Source organism: Herbaspirillum sp. B65 (genome assembly GCF_000333555.1).
Taxonomy (GTDB): domain Bacteria; phylum Pseudomonadota; class Gammaproteobacteria; order Burkholderiales; family Burkholderiaceae_D; genus Herbaspirillum; species Herbaspirillum rubrisubalbicans.
The window spans coordinates 1-5,423 of record NZ_BADI01000227.1 but is presented as its reverse complement, the minus strand read 5'-3'; the positions used below and the strand labels follow the sequence as shown (position 1 = coordinate 5,423).

Annotated in this window: 4 protein-coding genes; 3 read left to right on the top strand and 1 reads right to left on the bottom strand. The window is 63.5% G+C overall.

Annotated features, from left to right (window positions below; all coding sequences use genetic code 11):
- The coding region (gene eat, locus I5W_RS05870; protein ID WP_044528544.1) for an ethanolamine permease at window positions 1–1,296 on the bottom strand (1,296 nt) is incomplete at its 3' end.
- A gap of 217 nt (window positions 1,297–1,513) precedes the next feature.
- On the opposite strand from eat, the gene I5W_RS05865 reads away from it, so the two are divergent.
- The 3 genes from I5W_RS05865 to I5W_RS05855 form a co-directional block, all read left to right on the top strand.
- Window positions 1,514–2,518, top strand: coding sequence for a helix-turn-helix domain-containing protein (locus I5W_RS05865; RefSeq protein ID WP_017450554.1), 1,005 nt, complete (start codon window positions 1,514–1,516; stop codon window positions 2,516–2,518).
- 86 nt (window positions 2,519–2,604) lie between these two features.
- Complete coding sequence (locus I5W_RS05860) at window positions 2,605–3,663, top strand: hypothetical protein (RefSeq protein ID WP_044528543.1); 1,059 nt, start codon at window positions 2,605–2,607, stop codon at window positions 3,661–3,663.
- A 67-nt stretch (window positions 3,664–3,730) separates the two neighbouring features.
- Window positions 3,731–5,423, top strand: a 1,693-nt coding sequence (locus I5W_RS05855; protein ID WP_044528542.1) for a peptide transporter, incomplete at its 3' end; no start/stop codon positions are given.

The following is a 5,423-nucleotide window of genomic DNA, read 5'->3' as shown; positions in this document are numbered from 1 at the left end:
AAAGATGCCGAAGATCAACGGGTTGTAGTAGATCATGGTGGCCATGCACACCAGCGCACCGAAGAGCGCAAAGGCCGGGAAGTAGGGATACAGCGGCGCGCGGAACGGCCGCTCCAGCCCTGCCTCGGCGCGGCGCAGGCGGAACAGCGCCAGCATCGACAGGATGTACATCAGGATCGCGCCAAACACCGACATGGTCACGATGTTGGCCGTGAGCGTCTGACCACCCAGCGTGATCCACTCATCGCTGTAGATGGCGGCGATGCCCACCACGCCACCGGCCAAAATGGCGCGATGCGGAGTCTTGAAGCGCGGATGGACCCGCGCAAAATACCTTGGCAGGTAGCCTTCGCGCGCCAGGGCGAAGATCTGGCGCGAATAGCCCAGGATGATGCCGTGGAACGACGCCACCAGCCCGAACAGACCCAGCCACACCAGCATGTGCAACCAGTTGCTGTTATTGCCGACGATCAGTTTCATGGCCTGCGGCAGCGGATCATTGATGTTGGCCAACTTGGTCCAGTCACCCGCGCCACCGGCAAAGAGCATCACGCCAATGGCCAGCACCACTAACGTGAGGATGCCGGTGATGTAGGCAATCGGAATGGAGCGCTTGGGATCCTTGGCCTCTTCGGCCGCCATGGCCACGCCTTCGATGGCCAGGAAGAACCAGATCGCAAAGGGAATCGCGGCGAACATGCCGGGCACCGCCGCCAGGCTGAAACCATCACTGCCGGACCAGCCACCCTTGGTGAAATTGGCAACCGAAAAGCCCGGCGCCACCACCCCCATGAAGACCAGCAACTCGAAGATCGCCAGCAGCGTCACGAACAGTTCGAAGGTGGCGGCAATCTGCACCCCCACGATGTTGAGCGTCATGAAGACCAGGTAGGCGCCCAGCGCCGCCAGCTTGGGATCGAGCTGCGGGAACTGCACGTTCAGATAGGCGCCGATGGCCAGGGCGATGGCCGGTGGTGCGAAGACGAATTCGATCAACGTGGCAGCCCCGGCCAGATAGCCGCCCACCGGCCCGAAAGCGCGCTTGCTGTAGGCAAACGGCCCGCCCGCGTGCGGAATGGAAGTGGTCAGTTCGGTGAAGCTGAAGATGAAGGTGGCATACATGGCCGCGATGAACAGCGCCGTCACCGTAAAGCCCAGCGTGCCGGCGCTGGCCCAGCCATAGCTCCAGCCGAAGTATTCCCCGGAGATCACCAGCCCGACCGCAATGGCCCAGAGCTGCAGGGTGGAGAGGACGGGCTTGAGCGTGTGGTCTTGCCCGGAAGAGCGTGCATTCATCGGATTCTCCTGTTGGCGCGAGAGGTAGGGCCGCAACATGACGGCCATTGTTATAGGACTGGCAGGATTGGCAAAACTTGCGGGCATGGCGCTTGCTTGATTTTCGTCAATACGCTGCCCTAGCGACGCAATATAGCAACGGCGAAATCGGCGGCGTTATCGAAATTCGGCAAAACTGCGCGGCCTGCGGGCTGGCAGTCGATCAAGGAGTGGCCTTATGTCTTTTCTTTCACTGTCCCAGGCTGACACAGCTGCCACGCCCACCCAGCGGGCATTGCGCACCGCCATTGCGCGCGACGTGGATGAGCACGCCCATAACCTGACCAATTGGGAACAGCGCTACGACCAGATCACCTGCGGCCGTTTCGAAGGCGTACTGCAAGAATGGCAGAGCAGTGGCCTGCAGATCTTCCGCGAAGCCAGCAGCCGCGCCGTGCGCCAGTCCTGCCAGGTGTGGCCGGATGCCTATTGGTTCGGCATCGAGGTGCGCACCAGCGGGATGCGCATCAATGGCCGCCCGGTGGCTGAGGATATGGTGATGACCCGCCCCGGCGCCTGCGAATTCGAACTGGTCACGCCCGACGCCCATGAGATCTTCGGCATCGTGGTCCAGCGCGACGCCTTGCAGGCCAGCGCCGCCCGGCTCGGCTGCCAGCCCGACTGGAGCCGCCTGGGCCAGGCTGAACTGTTGAAGGTGGAGCATGGCGGCCTGCAGGATTGCCGCCAGCACATCAGCGCCCTGCTGGCCCTGGCCGACCAAGCCAGCGGCGCGCACGCCCATGCAGCGCTGCAGTTGCGACAGGAAGCTGTGCTGGTATCGCTGCTGGCCCTGCTCGATGACAGCGAGATCGAGGCCGAAGCGGGGTCCAGCTTCCTGCGCCGCCGCCGCATCGTCAACGATGCCCGCGAATTCGCCCTGGCCCACCAGGAAAGCCCGGTCACCGTCCCCATGCTGTGCGAGGCAGTGCATGTGAGCCGGCGCACGCTGCAATACTGCTTCGAGGACGTGCTGGGCATGAGCCCGATCAGCTACCTGCGCTCGCTGCGCCTCAACGGTGTGCGCCGTGCGCTGTGCCAGGGTGACGGCAGCCAGGCCATGGGCAGCATCGGCGACATCGCTGCGGCCTGGGGCTTTGCCAATTTCAGCCAGTTCTCGTGTGATTACAAGAAACTGTTCGGGCAGACGCCCTCGGCCATGTTGCAGGCACGCACGCGTCACTGATCACGTACGGCGCCTGTAGCGCCGATGAGGCATTGATGCGCTATATTGCTGGCGTATGTCTGACACGCCAACCTTCACCTGAACCTATGGCTCGTTTATCCGCCCCGTTGCTAGCGCTGTTTCTCACAGCGGTCCTGTCCTTCCCCCTGCTACCGGCCCAGGCTGCCTCCACCCAGGTCCGCCAGCCCTTGCCCCTCAGCAGCACCGTCCCTTACACCATGGCCGTCTATGCTAATGCCGACCTGGCCCAATTGCACAGCGACGTACAGCGGGCCGTCATCGTCGTGCATGGAGTCAAGCGCAATGCCGGGGATTATTTCGCCCTCGGCCAACACTTGCTGCAGAGGGCGCAACTGACGCCAGCCAATACCCTGCTGCTGGCCCCCAACTTCATGGCCAGGAAAGATGCCGACCTGCTGCCGGACATGCCTATCTGGGGCGAGGACGCCTGGATGGAGGGCGAAGCCTCGATCGCAGGAGTCAGTGGGATCAGCAGCTTCCAAGCGCTGGACGACCTGCTGCGCTGGCTGGCCCAGCCCGGTCGCTTCCCGGACCTGCATGAGATCGTGCTGATCGGCCACTCGGCCGGTGCGCAGCTCATGCAGCGCTATGCCCTGCTCAATGGTCTCACCGAAGACTTGCAGCAAGGTGGCATCCACCTGCGTTACATCATCTCCAGCCCCTCCTCCTACCTCTACCTGAGCCCCGAACGCCCAGTGGACGGGAACTTTGCCGTGCCGCCCAGTTTCGGCTGCCCGCGCTACGACGATTATCGCTATGGACTGGGCCAGCCCACGGCCTACCTGGCGCAACAGCATCTGGACGGACGCCAGTTGTTCGCCCGCTATGCCGCGCGCGACGTACGCTACCTGGTCGGCGAGCGCGATACCGACCCGTACCATCGCTTCCTCGACCGATCCTGCGGTGCCATCCGCCAGGGACCTACACGGCTGGCCCGGCAACTGGCTTACCTGGACTATGAACAGTTCTTGGCAAGGCAATGGCAAATTCCTATCAAGCACCCGCAGCAGACAATCCCGGATGCCGAGCATGGGGCGCCTAGGCTGTACCGCTCGCCACTGGCCTTGAGACTGATCTTTCCAGAACTGGTGGAAAGTCAGTCCGGCCAACCAGAGCAGCGCTAAAGCACTGGCCCTCACGCGGTAGAGACGGCACAATGCCGGCTGCCTTTCTTGATCAAGAGACCCCGCGATGACGGCCAGCCAAGACGATATTTTCTCCCTGGAAAAATTCGAGTACCTCTGCTATGGACGCCAGCAGGAAGCGGCCGCGCGCGAACTGGTGCGGCTCTTGATGCTGATCGACCGTCACTACGGGCAGCTGGCCGGCAATTTCTCGCTACAGGTCTCGCCCGCCGTGACCCAGGCCGAACTGGAACAGCACATGCTGACCCGCATCACCAGCGCCATCTCAGCCCTGCTGTCGGACCCCAGCTTCCACATCAGCCCCAACGGCTTCGGCCAACTCATCAACTTCCAGCGCTGGCTGGCCGCCCTGTTCGGCGCCAGCCACTTCATCAATGCCGACCACATCCTGCGTTCGCTCAAGCTGGGCGGGCCGCAAGCCGAAGTGTTCGAGGTCAAACCGCTGGACCTGGTGAAATTCTGCCTGCTCTACTCCCCCGAATCCGAATTGCCGCTGGACGTGGAAGCGCTCTGGGCGCAGAACAAACCACTGGCCGCGGCCCTGTTCCTGGCGCTGCTGTCGCCGCGCTTCCTCGGCACCCCCGCCGCGCACTCCAAGCGCGAGGCGCTGCTCAACTGGCTGCCCGACCGGCTGCAGGAACTGGATTCGCTGGAAGGCTTGCCGGTGGGAGTGCTGCACGACGTCTACATGCATTGCAGCTACGCCGACCTGCCGCAGCGCCACCGCATCAAGGGAGCCATCAACCAGTTGATCCTCAAGAAGCTGCAGGCCGATGGACTGGGCGACCTGCAACATGAAGGAGGCGGCCGGGTCGCTGGCAAACCGGTCATGCTGGTGTTGCTGGAATGGTTTTCCGGCGGCCATTCGATCTACCGCACGCATTCCAAGACCCTGGAGGCGGCGCGCCGTCATTTCCACGTGGTGGCCATGGGCTACGCCGCCAATACCGATGAACTGGGGCGAGCCGTCTTCGATGAATTCATCACCCTGGAGCACCCGGCCGACCTGCCAGGCTGCCTGCGCACCCTGCGCCAGACTGCCCAGACACTCCAGCCGCGGGTGTTCTACATGCCCAGCGTAGGCATGTTCCCCATCACCATGTTTGCCGCCAATCTGCGGGTGGCGCCCTTGCAGGTCGCCGCACTGGGCCATCCGGCCACCACCTGCTCGCCGCGCATCGACTACATCAGTGTGGAAGAGGATTTCGTAGGCGACCCCGCCTGCTTCACCGAAGCACTGCTGCGCCTGCCGGCCGATGGCCAGCCCTATCGCCCCACCGCCATTCCCTTTGCCGTACCGCGCCTGGAACGGCGCGACGAGGCCGTGGTCAACGTCGCCATTGCCGCCACCACCATGAAGCTCAATCCGCGCTTCCTGGCGGCGTGCCAGAAGATCGTCGAACTGGCCGCGCAAGCGCCGCAGGGTGCCGCCCGGCAAGTGCGGCTGCATTTCCTGGTGGGCCAGGCCCAGGGGCTGCTGTATCCGCAGCTGCAACGCCTGATCCTGCGCTACGTGCCCAGCGCTCAGGTCTATGCGCACCAGCCTTACCAGCAATACCTGTCGCTGTTCAACCAGTGCGACATGTTCCTCTCACCGCTGCCCTTCGGCAATACCAATGGCATCATCGATGCTTTCACGGTGGGCTTGCCGGGCGTGTGCAAGACCGGGCCGGAAGTCTTCGAACACATCGATGAGGGACTGTTCCGCCGCGTCGGTCTGCCCGACGGACCATCGCGGC